This is a genomic window from Rothia sp. 11254D007BW, assembly GCF_053548195.1.
In genome coordinates, this window is the sequence record NZ_JBPWPK010000001.1 from 1,633,496 (window position 1) to 1,653,239 (window position 19,744).

A 19,744-nucleotide genomic window follows, 5' to 3' on the forward strand; every position below is an offset into this window, starting at 1 on the left:
AAGGGCACATCCGCACCAGCACACGAGCCTCACCGGCACACACTACCTGCTCCCGGCTGCCTCCAGCCGGTATTCTTAAAGAAGAGGTGCGAGCCCTGCGCCCGATCGTCCGCTGTCGCTCAGGGCCGTATTTACCTCACACACATCCCCTCAGACACCACACAAAGAGTTCTCTATGCCTGCCTCCCCCATTCATCGCCGCACCCTCATTCAGGGCGCAGCCTGGTCTGCCCCCACCATCATTGCCAGCTCGGCGGTGCCCGCCTACGCCGCATCAACGCCGTCCGCTGACCTTTTTGCCACCCTGGCAGCAGAACTGGGCGGTATCTCCTTTACCGAGTCACAGACCGTCTACGACTCGCTCTCACCCATCATTCGCTTTACCGACATCACCAACAAGCGGCTAGAGATTTCTCGCCGCACCGGGCGTCCTTTCAACTCCGTGACCGAGGCAGAGGCCCGTGCTGAGCTCCAGCCCGAGGTGCTCAAAGCTACCGGTCTTGAGAAGCAGTTCAACGTCTCAAAGCTCCTGGCCCAAAACACCCTCACCGCGATTGCCGCAAACCCCCTCTACGCCCACCTCTCAGAGGCAGAGCGCGAAACCCTCATCACCAACAAAGTGAGCGGGCGCAAGGAACAGTTCCTACTGGGCCTGGCCTACCTGCGGTCACTCTATTCTTTCGAGCTAGGTGGTGTGAATGTGGCAGAAGCCCTCATCACCAACCCTGAGCAGTTCGGTATCGCAGGGGTTGACCCTGTTGACTACATTCTCAACATCGGCTCCCAGCGGGCCAATGTGCTGGCCTTCAGCAACTCCCCCACCGCCCACCGCACCGTGGTGCGTCTGCCCGAGCTCACCAGCTTTATCGCAGATCGGGCAGGCACCAGCGACCTGGACGCCTGGATGCGAGAGCAGAGCGGGGCCATCATTGCGGACGACGCCGCCCCGCTCTACAGCAAGCTGGCGGCAGACCCTGCCTCCCAGCGCTTTATCCTGCCCCTGCTTTCGCAGGAGAATGACGGGGTCTATGTTGCAACGACCCCGGCCTCTATCACCTTCGGCCACACCTACACCTATATAGACCCCGCTACCGCAGGTAGCAGCACCGCTGAAAAGACCGCCTTCATCGACGAACTCAACCGCCGGGCAGCCGAGCAGAACGCCTTTGTGGAACTCTGGACCCGCCTGGCTCCCGCCTACGCGGGTGAGCTCACCGGTAACCGCCTAGCGATTGACACCTTCCAGGGCTACAAGGCCCAGAACATCTCAACCTCCTGGCTGCCTAAAACCAACCCCGGGGCTATCAGCGACTTCTTCGCACCCCTCAACCTCTGGGCACCCTACACTCAGGCAACCGCCCAGGCCGAGGGCACCGGCATGCGCTACTTCATGGGCAAGGCCATCTCTGCCAACGGTGTGACCACCTACGGCCACGAGATGACTCACCTCATCGACGACACCCTGCTCACCAACGGCGGTGGCCTGCGCGACGGTTTTGGCCCCGAAACAATCGCCCGCGGTATCTTCGAGGGCCCCGACAGCCCCACCTCAGCTATCGTTGGCTTCAACCAGTACTTCGACTGGACCTCGGTCGCCGACCGCCTGCACAACGGCAGCCCCGAGCAGTTCGCCACCAAGCAAGACCTCTCTGCCTACATGCGCCAGCAGCTCGACACCCTCTACCTGCTGGATGCCCTCGAAGCAGAAGCTATCCTGCGCCGCCCGGCCGAAGAGCGCGCCGTCCTGCTCAACCGCCTGAGCCAGACCCCGCGCGGCACCACCGGCCACACCGACGACACCTTCAGCACCATCACCGTGGACGAGGCCGCCGCTCTCTCAACGGTGGAAGACTTCACCACCCAGGGCCTGGTGGTATCCCGCTACCAGTGGCGCGGCATCAGCACCATCGGCACCGCACCGGCCAACAGCTACTACACCATCCCCCTCTTCGACCCCGCCTACGGCGCCTACACCCCCGCTACCGGGGCACCCGGCGATATTACCGTCCGCCGTCAAGCCTTCGACTTGCTGGCCTACAAGGGCTACGACGAGGGCATGGTCCCCTATATCTCTAACCAGTACAAGGCCGCTGCGGGCGGGGCCCTGTCGGATAGCTTCATCATGGGGCAGATCGGCATTGCCGACTACGCCGCCGACCGCGCGGCCCGCTACCGCCAGGGGCTTGAGCGGGCGGGGGCGTCCGGGGTCTTCCCCTTCACCCACCGCGGCCAGAGCATCGCCTCCCTCGACGACCTGCGGGCCCAGTTCGACCGGGCACTAGCCGCCGACCTGCCCTACCTGCAGCAGGCCCGGGCAGGCTCTACCAGCGCCATCTGGTCGGTGACCGCTGTGCGCGAGCTCAAGGCCTCCTTCTACCGGGCGGCCCTGCAGGGCTAGCAAAAAAGGCCCCGCTCCCTGGTGAGGGAGCGGGGCCTTTCTCAAGAAAAGACGCCTGAGGCTGTCTGCTTAGCTGTTGTAGCCAGCGGGGGTTACGAAGATCGGTGCGGACGCGGTGGGCAGGTTCACCGAGAAGATGGAGGTGCCCATGCCGTTCCAGCCGCCGTGTACAGCCTGGCCGTTGCCAATGTAAACAGCGATGTGCTGCTGACCGAAGCCGTTGGACTGGTAAAGAACCAGGTCGCCGGGCTGGGGGTTGCTGGTGACAGTACCCAGTGACATGTAGTCCATGGGCCAACCGTGGAAGTTGATGCCAGCGGCGCGCAGGGAGTTGGTTGCCAGCATGGTGCAGTCAGTCTGAGCATTGACAGCTGCAGCGGCCTTAGCGGCCGCTACAACGGCATCGCGCTTAGCCTGGTTGGTGGTGGTGGAAAGAGTGGGGGCTGCTGCGGGAGCAGGTGCCTGAGCCGCTGCGGGAGCTACAGTCTCAACAGGAGCGGGAGCAGGAGCAGCCTCTACGACCTCAATGGTCTCTGACTGAACTGCGACGACAGCTTCCTCTACGGGAGCTTCTACGGGTACCTCTTCAACAACCGGAGCTTCTACAGGAGCCTCTTCAACGACGGGGGCTTCCTCAACGGGAGCTTCCTCGATAACGGGGGTTGCTTCAACGGGCTTTTCGGGAGCTACGATGTAAGCGGGAACGCCCCAGCTTACGACCTTGCCTTCACCTGCAACGGCGAATGCCTTGAGCAGGGGGGCTGAAACGGCTGCACCGTTGTCTACGGTGGTCTGCGGGGCTTCATTTACCGATGCGTTTGCTGCTGCGAGAACAGCACCGGAGAGGATGACACCTACCGCACCTACTGAGAGTGAACGACGCAATGTTGTACCTTTCGTCTCTTCTTGAGATTTCGCAGCCGGGTTGCTGCTACTGCTGGGTGGCCCGTACGTGGGGTTGTGGGCTCCCATGCTTCCCTCGGAAGCTGATTGGACTTTGAACAGCCTATAACGATTTGGTAACGATGTATACCAAATCGTTATAAAAAGTTGATTTTTCTGCCCTATGTCACGTCTTAATGGGTCCCCCGAACAGCCTGGGAATCAGCTGTTAAGACTGGTCACAGCTGGTTACTGGCGAGTAACCTGTGCGGCAAGAACACACCGAAATAATCTGCGACACGGCAACGGCCGGGTCACGGTTTCATGACAAAGCCGCGACCCGGCCGATACCTTTCAGGTACTACACAAGCGGACGCGCGCCCGTCCGCCCCCTTGCCCGGGGCTAGTCGCCGCGCAGTTTCAGGCGGGCGTTGGGTAGCTCCGGGGCGGGAATGACGGAGGTGCGGGGCTTTTCGTCGTATTCACCGGGCAGGAGCACCACCCCGCCGAAGCGGGGGTGATCGGCGGTATCGCTCTGACCGGCGGCAAGGGCACCATCGGTCACAATGTCAGCACCAGAGGCACCCGCCGGGGCGGTGACGGCCTCGAAGCTCTCGGCCTGGGCGTTCCAGGCGGCGCGGGCTTCGACGATGTCTTCGTGGGAGCGGCCGATGAAGTTCCACCAGATAGCGATTTTTTCGCCGAAGGGGGCTCCGCCGAGCAAGATCAGGCGGGTGTCGCCGATTGCCTCGATGGTGAGTTCGGTGGTGCCGGGTTCGATAAAGAGCATTTCGTCGGCAGCTACCTGCTGGCCCTTAATAAGGAGAGCGCCGGTGTCGACCACGAAGCCGTGCTCGTACTCGGGATTGATGCTCAGGGTGATGGTGCGGCGCGGGGCGTCGTCTGCCGGGTTCTTGTCTGCCTCGGGGTCGGAGCCGGGGGCACCCACCAGAATTTCAGCGCCGAGTAGGGGCGAGAAAGTGGTGACGGGCGACGAGCCGGTGAGGGTCTGCCCGTCGACGGCCACACCCAACTCCCCCAGGAAGACACGGGCCTGCACCGGAGCCGGGGCGGACGCGTCCTGCCCACTCCCCTGCCCGCCGAAGGTGAGGGCATCGGGCACGAAGTTTTCGAAGGCGGGGGCGGTGTTCATGTCTTGGTGGGGCAGGGCGATCCAGAGTTGGATGCCGTGCAGCACGGTGGTGTCTGGCGTGGAGTATTCGGAGTGGTTGATGCCGTAGCCGGCGGTCATGAGGTTGAGCTCGCCGGGGCGCACGTCGGCGACGGTGCCGAGGGAGTCGCGGTGTTCGATGGTGCCGGTGAAGATCCAGCTGGCGGTTTGCAGGCCGGTGTGGGGGTGCGGGGCGACGCGCATGCCGCCGGTGACGGCGACGTCGTCGGGGCCGTAGTGGTCGATGAAGCACCAGGCACCGACCATGCGGCGGTCGCGGGAGGGCAGCAGGCGGCGGACGGTCATGGCCCGCAGCCCACCCAGGGGCACGGGGCGAGGCTCAATGAGTTTCATAGGTTTAGTGTACGCCGGGGCGGACGGGGGTGGGTGGGTTTGACCGGACGGCCGGGACAAGCGGACGGCGGAGGGCAGATACGCCGAATGCGACTCCTTTTCCCGAGCGGGCGTTGTTTTAACGTCCTGTTGGGAAAACGAGTCGCATTCAGCGGTGCACCCTAGGCAGAGAGGACAGTCTTGCGACGCTTTAGCTGCGTGCCGACGTCCTTCAGCCAAGTCCCACGATTAGAAACCGCAGGGACTTCCGTAGTGAAGGGGGCTATAGCCTGATTCTGCACGAACTCATGGATAGTGACCAACGCTTTTTCCTGACCTTTTTTCGTGGCAACAGTAGGGAGCTGATAGAGCAGCTCTGAGTTACCTACGCCCAGGTAGAAGGGAAAAACCGCAGGGAAGGCTTTTCGTCCGAGATAAGTGGAGAATCGTGGGCTACGCAGAGCCTGATCGATTTCTTCGGTACGGCCTTCGGCTGTAATACGGACAATAAATTCCGTATCTGCCAGGTAGGTGCGGTTGACGATAGATGTGCCACCCTGAGCGTCAGGAGTAAAAACTAGATTTTTAGCGCTACTAGCTTTCATCCCCTGAGCCAAGAGCAACCGACGCCGAAATTTCTCTTCACCGGTACGTTGATTGATGGTGTGGAAGTCATCTACGAAAATCGCTCTGCGTTCTTGTCGTACAGTAAAATGGATGCTTTCAAGCCAGGTCGGCATTTCATCATCACGCTTGTACCCCATAGCCCCTGCAAGAAGGCCACGAAGGCTACGTGGTGAGGGAATTTCCTCTGTGCGTACGATATTGCCGGTGACTGCTGCCCCTGCCCAGGACTGCAGAGGACCTGCCAATCTGATATATACAGAATCACTCACTGCTGAATCCATTCGACAACAGCATCAATAAACTCTTTGAGGGAAGTTGCCTTCAAATCACCGAATTTTCCGTCAAGTTCAGGGTAGGTACCGGTAAGAGCCTCAACGGGGCCAAAATTATCGGGGTCAAAACGGCGAGCCTGCGCATACTGTTCAGCCAACCTCTCGATACTGGGCTTCAAGTAACCACCTTCTGCGCTGTTGCGCACGGGGGTCTCGAAGTCATAGGCAGTGCGATACTGCTGTTCTTCAGCAAGGACGAAGGCAGGCTGAATATAAGGAGCCGTGCTGTTTTCTTTGCCACGAGGCAGACCATAAATAATTGCGGTAATAAGGTCGCGGAGGTTATCTTCTGAACGCTCTTGACCAAACCCAGTCCAGGATTCTTTGAGCTGTGCCTTATCGATACTAATAGTGCGATAGAAGATTCCATTGGTGTACTGGGCAACGCCAAGGAAAGTCGCACCGGTTTCACCCTTGCGCTCCTTCACATCATCTACCGTTGAGAAGTAGTCAGTTTCAATAGTAGCGGCGTGGGTTGTCACCCCAGGTGAAACGCTTAAAGCTGCCTCAGTGTTCTTCTGCGGAGCATTGGCGAACATGCGACCAAAGCTGGCTATTGCGAGGGACCCGGTCTTGCCTTCTTTGATAAAGTCAGCGTCGGTTTTATCCAGGATAGTTGTTGCGGCAGTAGTAATTTCTTCTTCACTGAGCCAAGAAGAACGTGCAGATCCACCTTCGTCATCCCCCTCTTTACCGCTGCCCTTAGTAAGCGTACCGACAAGAGTTTTCGCTGCTTTTAAGAGAGTTTTCTCATCTGTATCAGGAGAAATTTCCAGAGCCTTAGCTACTACCTCACCAACAAGATCCCCTGACCGTACAGAACGATCCAAGGAAGCATTTTCGTACGCAGTACGAATACCACGCTTAACTGACTGGGATGAATGAAGGGCGCGCAGGGCGCCGCCAACGGTAACGCGTTTGGGCGTGCCATTATCATCCCGGTTGAGATTGGAGTACGGGACGGAGGTCAGAATGCTGATAGTTAGATGGTTTGACATGGTCAGTTATCCTTACTGGTCATCGGCCGATGAATTTCCCTCGGCCTGTGAAAGGGTGTAGTTAAATGAAGAGTAGTAATCTCGAAGCACCTGGCGACGATTATCTTGCGAGGCTGGAGATAATCCGTTCCCCCAGTAAATGATGGTTTTTGCCAGGTTGTATTTATCGAGAGACGGTGGGTTTTGCAACCCATTAGCAAGAGCCAATAACCGCCTAATACTCAAAACAGCCTCCTCAAGTGACTGCGTATGAAGGTAGGCAAGACGTTGACCCACAACATCAGGCTTGTCAGGGTTTAGTACTGCTTGTTTTCCCTCTGCAAGATGCTTCGACAGGTGATAGCACCAGGAACCGAAGGAACGGTAGCCTGCTCCATTACCCCTATCAAATGTTGGAATATCCCTGTACTCTGCGAGCATCGCAGCAACTCTCAAAAGGGCTGTCTTTTGATCTGCAGACTTAAAATCTGTCGCATAAGGCAACACGTAAGGGTAGGCATAATGTTCAGTTATAGAGCTATTCCCACGACGCAAAGCAGAAATCTCTTTGGCATAACCGCTTTCTTGCTCTGCTATCCAGCTCACCTTTTTAATGAGGTGATACCAAACAGCTGGCTCTTTATTCACCATCGTCTTCCTCCTGACTAGGGGTTTCCTTGATAATGTTCATTGCTTTCCTAAGACGCGCATAAAGCTGCCCACGCACATATTCAATACGGGCCATATTTTGGTTACGGTAAGGCAAAACGGTTGCGTCATATGCCCCTATAGCCGCTCGCAACGCATCTTCAAGAAGCGAGTTTGGTAAATAGCCTCGATTCTCGCAGTCATGCTGAAGGAAACGTATATAGACGGGGGTAATAGCCCTCCAATAATTCTCAGAGGCATCCGGCCTGAGTTGCTCCAAATCATCAAGAACAACAGGCGCATACCCCTCTAGGGCACGTTTTTCATCTCCAGCATTTTTCCGCCTAAAAGGTGAACAGACAATAGCGTGCATCTGCTGCACCACACGAGCCTGTTCTTGGATAAGCTCCTGAGTATCTTCATTTTGTCCAAAAGCCCACCGCTCCGGATCCGGCGTATACACCTGTGAAGCACGAATGCTAGGCGACGATGCAGTTCCTTCAATCTGATGACGGATAAAAGCTAATCTCGATTCATCTGATGAGTAGAAGCAGTCATCTCGTCGCTCTTTAGCTACCACAGACTTATGCGCCGCTGCCCATTCGACAGCTAAATCTGTAGCATCTCTTCCTAAGTCAAGCCGCTGAGCTTTAAGGTCTCCTTGCTCATTCCTCATGTAGAGATACAAGGGATCGCGGGTATTGCGATGGTCCCACCAGTCCTTGCGAGTATCCTTATCTTGACCCATAGCAGGTAGATACCACTCCTGAGGAATACCGCCAATTCGCACACCAACTAAACGGTCACCTTCCCACAAGCAAGCTGCCGTGTTGGAGCTCCAGGTACCCGCCCACAGGGGGTGTTCCGTCCCATCATCCAGCAGGGCTGTAGCTCCCAGTCGATCGCACCAAGCTGGCAAGGCATCTCCCTGAACCCAAGTTTTAGGCAATGACTGCAGGAGAGTTGCCAACAGGCTTTTCTCTTCCCAGAAAATCTCTGTAGAGGTATTTCCCTTCCCGAGGAAACGAACACCTGGGGAGCCCATAGCGCACTTTTCACCATCATAGGTATTGTTTCCGGCCATGGAATAGTGATGGTGCACTGCGATATTTTGCACTGCTTCCACCAGACCCAAGCTAGCTTGCTGGGCTACTGATAGGTTCCAGAAATCTTCACCCTGATCTGCCGGCATAGCAGGAAGCAGTTTTTTAACGGGTTGCTTGCCAGGGGCAAGTAGCCGTGCAGAGTCTCTGGAAGATGTGGGCTCTAATGGTGGACGCTGCAAGAAGGGAAAGGTAGGTGAAAAAACATCTGCGCCGTCCTCTAGTTGTTTAAGCCCTTGATCCACGGCTGTTTCGCTTAACCCCTGCTCAAGAATCTTTTTCGCTAGTTTCTTTTCTTTTCGAGGTTCATACCCTTCTTCATGACGTAGTACTACAGCAAGGACGTCTCGGAGAATCCGCATCTGGGCTCCTAAAAGGTACCCAGGGATTTTTTTATCAAGGGCTGTTCCTTCTTGATGGGAAGACAAGAGCGTATCCCTTATAGTGACACTAGTCATGCCCTTATCCGTCTCAAGACGAATCCAGGGAATGTCAGTCAAAGCATTAGATAGCAACGACTACCTCCTTCGGTATCTGTATCTCCAGAGTAAATCATAAGAACAAACAATACAATTATATGTACAGAAAATTATTGCTCTTCTGTTCCCAGGTAAGTACACTGGAAACAGATTCCCCCGCAACTACGGGGAAGGCCTCGGACATTACAACTATATTGAACTACCCCGCCACTCGTCAGAAAACGTAGCAGGAACCCGAGCCAAGAATAACTTTACCAACCCCAGCTGATACAGCCAGAAAGAAGGCAAGCAACAGTGTCTCGCACAGTGTTCCTCACTAAGTACCCAGTCCATGAAGCGCTTATGGTGGATCATCCCTCTAAGCCCAAACATGGTTGGGATATCAACTCCCCTATTTTTCGACACCGAGCCACTATGCACCTTTTTCCTGAGCTTGCTGGCACTACCCCACGCGCAACTTCCAGTATTCTTTTCCGTCTGGATACTGTTGCCGGTAGCGCGCCCTACTTTCTCATCCAGTCTGATATCGCACCAACAGAGGGAAATCCGGTAGAGACAAAGCAGATTGAGCTTGTTTCACCTCCAGTAGGAGCACATATATCTTTCCGTCTGGCTGTTAACGCCATCAAGAGGAAGGGGAACGCAGCAGGTAGCAGTCGTAAAAGGGGGTATGGAGTCACTCCGATTCCTTTTGACGGCGATGCCGAAGCAGACGAACGGCTACCTCGCATGAGTGAGTGGCTAGCAGATAAGCTCTCCCCCGCCCTTGGTGAAGTGACCATCCTGAACCATCAACGTCAAGCTCTAGGCACTGACCGTTTCGGTCGATCACAAGTCAGCCCCTTCGTAGTACAAGTTGATACGATTGATGGCTTTGCCCGCGTCGAAGATACTGCGCATTTGGAATACCTACTGCTAAAAGGTGTCGGACGGGCAAAATCATACGGCTGCGGCCTACTCTCGATTCGCCCACTAGTCGACTAGGAAATACTCGTGAAGGCTCACCCTTACATCTGGTCGAAGCAGAACGGCCTCAACCAAACTTATCCTCTTTTAGCCCATTTACTTGATACTGCGGCAGTTGCCCTAGCCCTCCACGATCATTGGCTCAGGCCAGGTCTACAAGCTCTCCTTGCGGACGAGTTAGGTAAAGAAAGCAAAAAGATTATTCAGTGGATCGCAGGATCTCACGATGTAGGAAAAGCGTCTCCCATTTTTCAAGCTCAGCCTCGGTTCAAAAATCCTGAATGGGAGCAAATACGAAAATCCATTTCTGAGAATGAACCGGCCTGTGCTTTTCTTGATGAGAGAACCCTTGCAGACATCGCACGAAGCGGTAATAGATTCCTGCATAGGCATGAGCAAATAGGTGCTTTCACGCTCTCAAATGGAGAGCTGACAGATCGTAATGATGATGCATCAGACTTTTGGTTTGTTCTTCCGGCGCTAGGGCATCACGGCGCTTTCACTTTCCCGGATCGGGGAGATAACAAAGTCACCCGGCGAAGGTTCCAACAAGCACTTGCAGCAGGCTGGTCTGACGCGCAATCTGATTTACTCGATATTTTATCCGAGTCCTTGGGTATTTCCCCTGATAATTTCCCTGAAGAAGTCTCCCCAACCGTCATTGTCTTGCTCTCCGGTCTTGTTATTCTCGCCGACCGCATCGCATCGGGCACCGACTGGGTTACCCAAAACCAAGAACTTATGAATCAGGGGAAGCTCTCTCTCGATAAACCTGCGGCATGGGTTGAACTGTGTACTGGCCGAGCCCTGCAACGCATCAAAGATACGGTAGGTCTTTACCACGGCTGGGAAAGCACTGACGCAGCTCTTTCTTCTATTTTGGGGGACCATAGTCCACGCCCCCTACAACAAGAAGCCCTAGCTGCAGGCGAAGGTATTTGGAATGCGATGGCGCCAACCGGCAATGGAAAAACTGAAGCAGCGTTGCTCCGCCACTCACTCAAAGACGAGCGGCTTATCTTCCTTCTTCCTACCCAAGCTACAACGAACGCTCTTATGCGGCGAGTCCAAAAAGCTTACAAGTCCACACCTAATGTCGCTTCCTTAGCCCACGGCCTTTCTTCCATCGAAGATTTCTACACCCGGCCTATAACCTTATTCTCTGACACCTGCAACGGCCATGATAGTGGCGGACTCTACCCCACTGAGTTTGTTAAATCTGGGGCTGCCCGTCTACTAGCCCCTGTCTGCGTTGGTACCATCGATCAGCCGCTCATGGCATCTATCCCCATGAAATGGACCCATCTACGCCTATTAGCACTTGCTAACTCTCACGTAGTTATTGATGAAATTCATACTTTAGACCATTATCAGAGCGAACTGCTCGTCCCCTTGCTTACATGGTTTGGCCTAACTAACACTCGCGTGACCTTCTTATCCGCAACGTTCCCTCAATGGCAACGAGACCGCTTCATGCAGGCTTACACAGGAACAAATCCAGAACAGAAAGCCATTTTTCCTGCAGTTGAAGCCGCCAGTTCAGAGTCTCCTAAGCCTCAGCAAACCGTGCTTTCTGTACCTGAATACACTATTGACTTCACTTTCTCCGAACCAGATTTTACAGATTTAGAATCCACGCATATTCAATGGGCTAGCGAACAAAGACGCTCATTCCCTCTAGCAAGACTAGGCATTATCTGCAATACAGTGAAAAGGGCACAGGCTATTGCACAGGAGCTATCTAACCGGGGAGAGACAGTTCTTTTGTTACATTCGCGGATGACCGCAGAACACCGCAAACGTAACGCCGAAATTCTTGAAAAAACAATTGGAGCTGGCGGTCTGGGAACTTCACTAACTGTCGTTGGCACCCAGGCAATAGAAGCATCTCTAGATATCGATCTCGATCTGCTCTCGACAGATCTCTGCCCTGCTCCGTCCTTAATTCAACGTGCAGGGCGCGTATGGCGACGAGAAGACACCAGTAGGGAACAGAGAATACCTGGGGTGCCCAATCTAACGATTCACGTCATAACTCCTCACGATGCCGAAAGTTGGATGCTCAAGCCCTACTACGCGGCTGAACTTCAACGAACCTGGGAATTTCTGCAAGCTCACCCCCAGTTCTCTTGCCCAACGATGAACCAAGACTTCGTAGATGCTGCGGCTGTAACTCTCGAATCCATACTCACCTCAGAAGATTTAGACCAGTTCGCTGAGAACTCGGCAGCTCTCCGAAAGGGTAAAGATAAATCTGAGAAACTCGCCTCTGCTTTAAACCCGCTGAGCACCATCAAAGAGTTCAGCGATATGACAGACAAAAACTTTAACGACTCAGATGATGGCGCTTTTACCCGACTTATCAACAGCGATATCCGCCAAGTGATTGTTGGCGGAAACCCAGAACAGATTCCTGGTGCGTGGGAAGGCTCCTTAGAGAATCTGCTCTCTCTCGCTGCACACAACCAGCAAGAAATTCAAAAAGCACTACGAGCGTCCTTACCCATTGTTGTTTCTAAGAATAACCGTGAATATCTCAATGGCCTGCCTTCGCTCTCTGACTCTAAGACCCTCCTCAACCGCTATTACTATATGCAGGTACCTGAAGGCAACACATACGACCACGTTCTCGGCTTTATAGGAGTCAGCGAAGAATGAGTTACTCAGAAGAAGCCCTAGCGTTCTCTACCATTCCTACCGATCATCAAGTCAGACTAGAAGACCGAGTGTCTTTTCTTTACCTGGAATACTGCGTAATCCGGCAAGACAAAACAGGTGTTATTGCCTACGGGGGCGATACCGAGAAAGGCATTGTAGCTGGCAAAAGAGTTCAGCTACCTGTCAGTGGACTTTCAGTACTTATGCTTGGGCCAGGAACAAGCATCACTCAGCCCGCTATCACCTCGTGTACTCGTGCAGGAACAACTGTCATGTTCACTGGGGGAGGCGGAGTACCCGCCTATTCGCATGCTACCCCACTGACCTCGTCCGCACGCTGGGCAATTGCACAAGCCCGACTCATTGCTCAAGAAAAGAATCAGCGTGTCGCTGCCCTAGTCCTATATAAAAAACAACTCGGCATTGAACATATGCCCGGGGGAACTATCGCCACTATGCGTGGATTAGAGGGAAGAACTATCAGAAACCTCTACCGTGACACAGCCAAGAAACACAAAATTACGGGGTTCCGCAGACAAGTCGATGCTGACGATAACGTAAATATGGCACTTAATATTGCCAACTCTATACTCTATGGGTGTGCGGCAGCAGCCTGCGCCGCTATCGGAGTAAACCCGGCCCTAGGAATTATTCATCGAGGTGATGCCCGGTCTCTTCTTTTCGACCTTGCTGATCTCTACAAGCCTTCACTATCAATTCCTGTTGCTTTTGCATGCCATAACAGCACTAATCTCGCTGAAGACGTTAGGACAGGAGTCCGAAAAGAACTTGTCAAACAGCAGGTCCTCAAAGGTATGCTCCAAACATTAATGGAAGTGCTTACACCACATCTACCGAACAGAGATGATGATCGGCTTATTTCAGACCGCGGCGAAGAAGTCGACGGGCATACCCAATACGGAGGTGAATAATAGATATGTTTGTGGTTCTCTCTGCAACAGCCATACCTGAGCATCTGCGTGGGTACCTCAGTAGATTCTTATCAGAAGCATCCGCTGGACTGTATGTTGGTAACGTGTCAAAACGAGTACAAGAAAATCTCTGGATGAGATGTACCCTCGCCGCGAAGGAAGGATCGTTCACCATGATTACCAGTGACCGAAAGGCAGAGCAGGGTTTCACCATTCAGTCAGTAGGTGCCCAGAGCCGCCCTGTCATTGAACTAGATGGTCTCTCACTGACTTATCTTCCAGTACCTAAAAACAGCGAAAATTCAGATTTAAGCTGATAAAATCGCAAGTCAGATAGTCTCTTCCCCGCTCAGGCGGGGGTATTTCCAGGTATCTACGAATGAAAGAACTGACCCTCGCCTCTTCCCCGCTCAGGCGGGGGTATTTCCGTCACGTTCGGCGCGTTCGGACTCGGTGGCGTCTCTTCCCCGCTCAGGCGGGGGTATTTCCCATGTTGCAACGCTTGCAAAACCCCTCGAAGGCTCTTCCCCGCTCAGGCGGGGGTATTTCCAACGACAGCATCGTGCAGGGCGTGCCTGAAAACTCTTCCCCGCTCAGGCGGGGGTATTTCCAAATTGCTCTACGCTCAGGGCGGCGAACTGAACTCTTCCCCGCTCAGGCGGGGGTATTTCCAGCTTTGGAAAGGCCGAACCTTCCAAGGCTGACTCTTCCCCGCTCAGGCGGGGGTATTTCCCGAATGAGTCCGATGGTGGGCAGGAGTCCAATCTCTTCCCCGCTCAGGCGGGGGTATTTCCTGGACTAGCTCATGGTCTGCGCGCCCAATACCCTCTTCCCCGCTCAGGCGGGGGTATTTCCTAGCTGAAGCACACCGCTCTTGCACCATGCCACTCTTCCCCGCTCAGGCGGGGGTATTTCCGTCACCGAAGAATCGACCCTCGAAGCTGAATACTCTTCCCCGCTCAGGCGGGGGTATTTCCTGCGATACCACAGGTAGCAGGTGCTCACCGATCTCTTCCCCGCTCAGGCGGGGGTATTTCCTCACGCAGCGCGGTCATGCACATGAAGAAGACCTCTTCCCCGCTCAGGCGGGGGTATTTCCATACGAGGTGGGCAGCAACTACCGTTCCCGCACTCTTCCCCGCTCAGGCGGGGGTATTTCCTGAAGCCGCGTACACGCCGCCTCGGTGGCCTCCTCTTCCCCGCTCAGGCGGGGGTATTTCCGAGGTCACGCAGGTTTTCGCGGACGGTTTCGACTCTTCCCCGCTCAGGCGGGGGTATTTCCCGGGTCATCGTTGGGGACGTTTTTCAGTTCGTCTCTTCCCCGCTCAGGCGGGGGTATTTCCGGCCTGAAGGCATACGGCTGGAGATGGGCTGACTCTTCCCCGCTCAGGCGGGGGTATTTCCGCCGCGGATTGCTGGGCGGCATCCGAAGAGAGCTCTTCCCCGCTCAGGCGGGGGTATTTCCATCCGGCGTAATAGGTGGCCTCTCACCAGGCTCTCTTCCCCGCTCAGGCGGGGGTATTTCCCACTACAAGGGCGTAAAGCTGGCCGCATCTGACTCTTCCCCGCTCAGGCGGGGGTATTTCCGGCCCAGGCAGGGAAGCACGCGAGCACGGCGCCTCTTCCCCGCTCAGGCGGGGGTATTTCCGGCTGGCAGCTACGCGGCCTACTGATTGAGGGCTCTTCCCCGCTCAGGCGGGGGTATTTCCCTCGGCCAGCGCTACCTCGAAGGCAAGGAAGTCTCTTCCCCGCTCAGGCGGGGGTATTTCCTCGGAGATCTTTCCACCCTCGGGTACGATGCTCTCTTCCCCGCTCAGGCGGGGGTATTTCCTTGGAAGGCTTCGGCTTCGGTGAGGTGGGGGTCTCTTCCCCGCTCAGGCGGGGGTATTTCCCGACCCTATCGGCATGCTGACGGCTAAGGCTTCTCTTCCCCGCTCAGGCGGGGGTATTTCCTTTGGTGTGGATGATGGTTTCTTCACCGGATTCTCTTCCCCGCTCAGGCGGGGGTATTTCCGCACTAGGCGCACAGCTGCGCGCCATGCAAATCTCTTCCCCGCTCAGGCGGGGGTATTTCCAATGGTTCGACCGGTACACCAAAACCGTGGGGCTCTTCCCCGCTCAGGCGGGGGTATTTCCGCGACCTTTTGCGCGACCGTGCCCGCCGTCTGCTCTTCCCCGCTCAGGCGGGGGTATTTCCTAGCCGCCTTGAACCTGACGAAGTTCAAAACCCTCTTCCCCGCTCAGGCGGGGGTATTTCCGTCGTGGGTGTGGAATCATTCCCAGGCTGAGGCTCTTCCCCGCTCAGGCGGGGGTATTTCCATGCAGGCCATCGCCCAAGAAATCGCAGAATACTCTTCCCCGCTCAGGCGGGGGTATTTCCGATGTGCTGGGCCATTACCAGGCAGTCCTCTCCTCTTCCCCGCTCAGGCGGGGGTATTTCCGTTCGCGCCAATCTTCTTCATGCGGCGCGGAACTCTTCCCCGCTCAGGCGGGGGTATTTCCCAGAGCCCCAGAGGCGTCAGCTTTATTCTTGCCTCTTCCCCGCTCAGGCGGGGGTATTTCCGGGGTCATCGAATGGGCCCGCACCCAACGCAACTCTTCCCCGCTCAGGCGGGGGTATTTCCTGGGTCCCGGCGCGTTGCTGGACGACGTTGCCCTCTTCCCCGCTCAGGCGGGGGTATTTCCTACGTGAAAAGCAAATCCTGATGGGAGGAATCCTCTTCCCCGCTCAGGCGGGGGTATTTCCTGAACACCAACGGGCTCTCCAACCGCAAAATACTCTTCCCCGCTCAGGCGGGGGTATTTCCTTTTCTCCACCCGGTGTCCCCGTAAGTGACCTCTCTTCCCCGCTCAGGCGGGGGTATTTCCGGCTCCCTCATCGTCAACGGGAGTATCACCGGCTCTTCCCCGCTCAGGCGGGGGTATTTCCCTCAGCGTCGCCGGAGACCCAAGCGTTGCCGGCTCTTCCCCGCTCAGGCGGGGGTATTTCCAAAGGGCTACCGTCCGGGGCGAGGAACCGACCCTCTTCCCCGCTCAGGCGGGGGTATTTCCCTGTGAGGCTTATTATCACTCGACCGAATCCACTCTTCCCCGCTCAGGCGGGGGTATTTCCTTCTTCTCAGTCATGGGGTTTCTCCTTTGGGTCTCTTCCCCGCTCAGGCGGGGGTATTTCCGGTCTCGGGCGCATATGGGTAGACCCCCGACTCTCTTCCCCGCTCAGGCGGGGGTATTTCCGCCCTGCGATACATGCCGCCTGGCCCCGCGCACTCTTCCCCGCTCAGGCGGGGGTATTTCCACGCCAGGATCAACAGACCCCACCACACCCAGCTCTTCCCCGCTCAGGCGGGGGTATTTCCTAGCAGTTGAGAACCGTAACGCCCTACCTCACCTCTTCCCCGCTCAGGCGGGGGTATTTCCGGGCGATTTATCTCGGTTCCATGCCCAGGAATCTCTTCCCCGCTCAGGCGGGGGTATTTCCCTTGATAACCACGGTATCCCCAGCCAGGGGGTCTCTTCCCCGCTCAGGCGGGGGTATTTCCCACTAGCCACCAGTAGTTGCAGTAGGAGCGCCCTCTTCCCCGCTCAGGCGGGGGTATTTCCCAGGGTCAGCTCTCAGAAAAAATTGGTGTATCCTCTTCCCCGCTCAGGCGGGGGTATTTCCTTGGTGGCCATAAACTTAGCAACACTCCTTACCTCTTCCCCGCTCAGGCGGGGGTATTTCCGACGGCGAATCTCCTTCAGCTCAGCCTGATGACTCTTCCCCGCTCAGGCGGGGGTATTTCCGGGTGACTACGTCTTTGCAGGTGCCTGATGCGCTCTTCCCCGCTCAGGCGGGGGTATTTCCAGCGCCGAGCCTGCGCTAGCGCCATTGACCCACTCTTCCCCGCTCAGGCGGGGGTATTTCCCTGACCGCCTACGGGGCTGCACTGGTAGCCAACTCTTCCCCGCTCAGGCGGGGGTATTTCCCTGACCGCCTACGGGGCTGCACTGGTAGCCAACTCTTCCCCGCTCAGGCGGGGGTATTTCCATTATCGCCCACTATAGGGCGAACCCTTGCGACTCTTCCCCGCTCAGGCGGGGGTATTTCCATCCATGAGTCGATGGACACGCCCTCGGGAACCTCTTCCCCGCTCAGGCGGGGGTATTTCCTTGTGAGGCGGCGATGTAGCGGGGTAGACCTGCTCTTCCCCGCTCAGGCGGGGGTATTTCCAGCGCTCAGTTTGAGGTAGCCGAAGAATGGGCCTCTTCCCCGCTCAGGCGGGGGTATTTCCTTACTAGGGCGGCGCTAGGGCCACAGGTTCGGCTCTTCCCCGCTCAGGCGGGGGTATTTCCATCCTGCAAGGCTGCCATCACGTTGCCAATGTCTCTTCCCCGCTCAGGCGGGGGTATTTCCTGCACGGTACGCGGGTCACCGTTGATCTCTGACTCTTCCCCGCTCAGGCGGGGGTATTTCCTTTTTCCGCGAGCTACCGGGCAAGGTCAGCTCCTCTTCCCCGCTCAGGCGGGGGTATTTCCACCCCAGCGTTGTAAAACTCCCAAGGATCAAACTCTTCCCCGCTCAGGCGGGGGTATTTCCATGTCCCCCAGGTTTGGAAAGTTCAAGCTGTTCTCTTCCCCGCTCAGGCGGGGGTATTTCCTGCTTGTGGCTGTTGTGTCTTTGGTGCTGGGTCTCTTCCCCGCTCAGGCGGGGGTATTTCCATGAACCCTGGGGTGATTTCTTTCTGCGGCCACTCTTCCCCGCTCAGGCGGGGGTATTTCCGGCGTCCGCCTCATGAACCGCCTAAAAGCAGCCTCTTCCCCGCTCAGGCGGGGGTATTTCCCTGGTTAAAGACGTGGCACAGTCAAAGCTCGCCTCTTCCCCGCTCAGGCGGGGGTATTTCCCAGGTGGTCTCATCGACTGTCACCCCGTTATCCTCTTCCCCGCTCAGGCGGGGGTATTTCCTGACCGAAGCCGAGCAGACCGAACTCAAGTCCCTCTTCCCCGCTCAGGCGGGGGTATTTCCAAGTTCTAAACTTTGCATGGTTTAAGTATTGACTCTTCCCCGCTCAGGCGGGGGTATTTCCTCCTGCAAGCATGCTGTATCCGGCCATCGCGACTCTTCCCCGCTCAGGCGGGGGTATTTCCCTCAGATGATCTTACCTATCGAAGAAACCAGACTCTTCCCCGCTCAGGCGGGGGTATTTCCATAAGGTGTGTCCTTTCTACTACTTCTTAGGCCTCTTCCCCGCTCAGGCGGGGGGGGGTATTTCCGGGCAAGCCTGCCATAGAATGCACGCAAAAAGCTCTTCCCCGCTCAGGCGGGGGTATTTCCGGTTCTGAGTCGCGTATCCCCGCGCCCACTTCCTCTTCCCCGCTCAGGCGGGGGTATTTCCGGTACAACTCAGACAAGACCGCTATCCCTTCTCTCTTCCCCGCTCAGGCGGGGGTATTTCCTTCATCGGCGTCGAAATGGAATCCTCCGGCACCTCTTCCCCGCTCAGGCGGGGGTATTTCCAACGGCGAAAACCGCACCTACCCCCACCCCAACTCTTCCCCGCTCAGGCGGGGGTATTTCCCTGGTGAGCCTGGATGAAATCTGGCACTACGACTCTTCCCCGCTCAGGCGGGGGTATTTCCGGCGTGGAAATCTGCAATCACGGGGCGACCCACTCTTCCCCGCTCAGGCGGGGGTATTTCCGCTGCCGAACGGTGGCGCGACCTCGTTAAAGACTCTTCCCCGCTCAGGCGGGGGTATTTCCAGAGCCGCGGATAATCGCGCCAAAGAGATTGCCTCTTCCCCGCTCAGGCGGGGGTATTTCCAGCGAGTCACCGCCAGCGGTGAAATCTTCCGCCTCTTCCCCGCTCAGGCGGGGGTATTTCCGACGGGATAGGTGATGCGAAAGTGTGGGATGACTCTTCCCCGCTCAGGCGGGGGTATTTCCATCGCCGGGCGCCTCTTTAATTACGTCGTTTCCTCTTCCCCGCTCAGGCGGGGGTATTTCCCTCAACGAGATGAAATTCCCTGCCGGCTTCGCCTCTTCCCCGCTCAGGCGGGGGTATTTCCAGCCTAGTCAAAGCATTGGATGCGGCCCGTGGCTCTTCCCCGCTCAGGCGGGGGTATTTCCCTCAACGAGATGAAATTCCCTGCCGGCTTCGCCTCTTCCCCGCTCAGGCGGGGGTATTTCCGATGATAGGCGCGTCGGATGGCCCTTTCAGATCTCTTCCCCGCTCAGGCGGGGGTATTTCCGACCCCGTGTT

The 19,744-nt window shown here is 56.4% G+C and carries 11 protein-coding genes and 2 CRISPR repeat arrays (1 of these 13 only partly in view); of the genes, 5 read left to right on the top strand and 6 right to left on the bottom strand.

Annotation, left to right across the window (positions count from 1 at the left end):
* Positions 1–175: 175 nt before the first annotated feature.
* On the top strand, positions 176–2,398 hold the full coding sequence (locus ACEE43_RS07330; RefSeq protein WP_449107785.1) for a ZmpA/ZmpB/ZmpC family metallo-endopeptidase: 2,223 nt from the start codon (positions 176–178) through the stop codon (positions 2,396–2,398).
* 69 nt (positions 2,399–2,467) lie between these two features.
* On the opposite strand, the gene ACEE43_RS07335 is transcribed toward ACEE43_RS07330, so the two are convergent.
* From ACEE43_RS07335 to ACEE43_RS07360, 6 genes are all read right to left on the bottom strand, one after another.
* Positions 2,468–3,283, bottom strand: a complete 816-nt coding sequence (locus tag ACEE43_RS07335; protein WP_449107786.1) for an NlpC/P60 family protein — start codon at positions 3,281–3,283, stop codon at positions 2,468–2,470.
* Between the two features lie 400 nt (positions 3,284–3,683).
* Positions 3,684–4,805, bottom strand: coding sequence for a pirin family protein (locus ACEE43_RS07340; protein ID WP_449107787.1), 1,122 nt, complete (start codon positions 4,803–4,805; stop codon positions 3,684–3,686).
* A 161-nt stretch (positions 4,806–4,966) separates the two neighbouring features.
* Positions 4,967–5,692, bottom strand: coding sequence for a type I-E CRISPR-associated protein Cas5/CasD (gene cas5e, locus ACEE43_RS07345; RefSeq protein ID WP_449122308.1), 726 nt, complete (start codon positions 5,690–5,692; stop codon positions 4,967–4,969).
* Positions 5,677–6,741, bottom strand: a complete 1,065-nt coding sequence (gene cas7e / locus ACEE43_RS07350; RefSeq protein WP_449107789.1) for a type I-E CRISPR-associated protein Cas7/Cse4/CasC — start codon at positions 6,739–6,741, stop codon at positions 5,677–5,679. The genes cas5e and cas7e overlap by 16 nt, the downstream gene beginning before the upstream one ends.
* A 12-nt stretch (positions 6,742–6,753) precedes the next feature.
* Positions 6,754–7,371, bottom strand: coding sequence for a type I-E CRISPR-associated protein Cse2/CasB (locus tag ACEE43_RS07355; protein ID WP_449107790.1), 618 nt, complete (start codon positions 7,369–7,371; stop codon positions 6,754–6,756).
* Complete coding sequence (locus tag ACEE43_RS07360) at positions 7,361–8,986, bottom strand: type I-E CRISPR-associated protein Cse1/CasA (RefSeq protein WP_449107791.1); 1,626 nt, start codon at positions 8,984–8,986, stop codon at positions 7,361–7,363. Before ACEE43_RS07360 ends, ACEE43_RS07355 begins: the two co-directional genes overlap by 11 nt.
* A gap of 258 nt (positions 8,987–9,244) precedes the next feature.
* Between ACEE43_RS07360 and cas6e the strand changes: the two genes are divergently transcribed.
* The 4 genes from cas6e to cas2e are packed head-to-tail and all read left to right on the top strand — an operon-like array spanning position 9,245 to position 13,823.
* Positions 9,245–9,934 (top strand): type I-E CRISPR-associated protein Cas6/Cse3/CasE, encoded by a 690-nt coding sequence (gene cas6e, locus ACEE43_RS07365; RefSeq protein ID WP_449107792.1) that lies wholly within the window; start codon positions 9,245–9,247, stop codon positions 9,932–9,934.
* Between the two features lie 9 nt (positions 9,935–9,943).
* Positions 9,944–12,574, top strand: a complete 2,631-nt coding sequence (gene cas3, locus ACEE43_RS07370; RefSeq protein WP_449107793.1) for a CRISPR-associated helicase Cas3' — start codon at positions 9,944–9,946, stop codon at positions 12,572–12,574.
* Positions 12,571–13,506, top strand: coding sequence for a type I-E CRISPR-associated endonuclease Cas1e (gene cas1e, locus ACEE43_RS07375; protein ID WP_449107794.1), 936 nt, complete (start codon positions 12,571–12,573; stop codon positions 13,504–13,506). The genes cas3 and cas1e overlap by 4 nt, the downstream gene beginning before the upstream one ends.
* A 5-nt stretch (positions 13,507–13,511) precedes the next feature.
* Positions 13,512–13,823: a type I-E CRISPR-associated endoribonuclease Cas2e gene (cas2e, locus tag ACEE43_RS07380; RefSeq protein ID WP_449107795.1), complete on the top strand. Its 312-nt coding sequence runs from the start codon at positions 13,512–13,514 to the stop codon at positions 13,821–13,823.
* 21 nt (positions 13,824–13,844) lie between these two features.
* A CRISPR array of direct repeats spans positions 13,845–18,693; the repeat unit is 29 nt; unit sequence CTCTTCCCCGCTCAGGCGGGGGTATTTCC.
* A 96-nt stretch (positions 18,694–18,789) separates the two neighbouring features.
* Positions 18,790–19,744: direct repeats of the CRISPR family, unit length 29 nt; unit sequence CTCTTCCCCGCTCAGGCGGGGGTATTTCC; it runs 356 nt beyond the window's last position.

Bases quoted from the DNA above. Each gene is read 5' to 3' on its own strand.
- cas2e (WP_449107795.1), top strand. From the start codon at position 13,512: ATGTTTGTGGTTCTCTCTGCAACAGCCATACCTGAGCATCTGCGTGGG.
- cas5e (WP_449122308.1), bottom strand. From the start codon at position 5,692: ATGGATTCAGCAGTGAGTGATTCTGTATATATCAGATTGGCAGGTCCT.
- ACEE43_RS07340 (WP_449107787.1), bottom strand. From the start codon at position 4,805: ATGAAACTCATTGAGCCTCGCCCCGTGCCCCTGGGTGGGCTGCGGGCC.
- ACEE43_RS07330 (WP_449107785.1), top strand. From the start codon at position 176: ATGCCTGCCTCCCCCATTCATCGCCGCACCCTCATTCAGGGCGCAGCC.
- ACEE43_RS07355 (WP_449107790.1), bottom strand. From the start codon at position 7,371: ATGGTGAATAAAGAGCCAGCTGTTTGGTATCACCTCATTAAAAAGGTG.
- cas7e (WP_449107789.1), bottom strand. From the start codon at position 6,741: ATGTCAAACCATCTAACTATCAGCATTCTGACCTCCGTCCCGTACTCC.
- cas1e (WP_449107794.1), top strand. From the start codon at position 12,571: ATGAGTTACTCAGAAGAAGCCCTAGCGTTCTCTACCATTCCTACCGAT.